Genomic DNA, 723 nt, shown 5'->3' with positions numbered 1-723 from the left:
TGCGGCTGGATCACCTCCTTTCTAAGGAATGGATAGTAAGGGTTGTTATGTTGTTAAGCGTTCAAGGATAAGTAAAAGCTACACCTCGTGAGAAGAGAACTCACTCGGTGATGCGACTTCGTCGCATATAGTTTTTAACAGCAAGCAACACAGAAAAGCGAGCTTTTCTGGTTGATACAGTTAAAAACTGCATTTACTCAGTAACGCACAAATTTGCCGGTGGTGATGCGCTTATGGGAGACACCCGTACCCATCCCGAACACGACGGTTAAGACGTAAGCGGCCGATGGTACTGCACTGGAGACGGTGTGGGAGAGCAGGTGGCTGCCGGCTCCAAATTTGCTTATCAAGTGTAAGCACCAAAGAAAATGGGCTTATAGCTCAGCTGGTTAGAGCGCACGCCTGATAAGCGTGAGGTCGATGGTTCGAGTCCATTTAAGCCCATTAGCCGAAAGGCTGTAATTCCATACGGGGGTATAGCTCAGTTGGGAGAGCACCTGCCTTGCAAGCAGGGGGTCACGAGTTCGAATCTCGTTATCTCCACTGGATGGAAACATCCTAAATATGTACCTTGAGAATTTCATACAGAAAGAGATAATTATTATAAGTTTATAATAAGCCATTAATAATTAACAAGACATCAATAACCAAAAGATAGGTAAACAAAGCTAGAAATAGCAAATGTAAGCAACTTGTTGCTTACTAACCTAAAATCTGCAAAAG

General features: G+C 43.8%; 2 tRNA genes and 1 rRNA gene. All 3 read left to right on the top strand.

Annotation, left to right across the window (positions count from 1 at the left end):
* Window positions 1–215: 215 nt before the first annotated feature.
* The 3 genes from rrf to DXD11_RS14100 all read left to right on the top strand — a co-directional run bounded on the left by rrf (window position 216) and on the right by DXD11_RS14100 (window position 543).
* Window positions 216–333 (top strand): 5S ribosomal RNA (gene rrf, locus DXD11_RS14110).
* 37 nt (window positions 334–370) lie between these two features.
* Window positions 371–444 (top strand) — tRNA-Ile (locus tag DXD11_RS14105).
* A gap of 26 nt (window positions 445–470) precedes the next feature.
* Window positions 471–543: transfer RNA gene (locus DXD11_RS14100), tRNA-Ala, on the top strand.
* Window positions 544–723 lie beyond the last annotated feature (180 nt).

Origin of the sequence: Coprococcus sp. TF11-13, assembly GCF_003481085.1 — a bacterium.
Taxonomy (GTDB): domain Bacteria; phylum Bacillota; class Clostridia; order Lachnospirales; family Lachnospiraceae; genus Coprococcus; species Coprococcus aceti.
The sequence above is the reverse complement of the archived record's forward strand: the minus strand, read 5'-3'. Positions and strand labels throughout refer to the sequence as shown.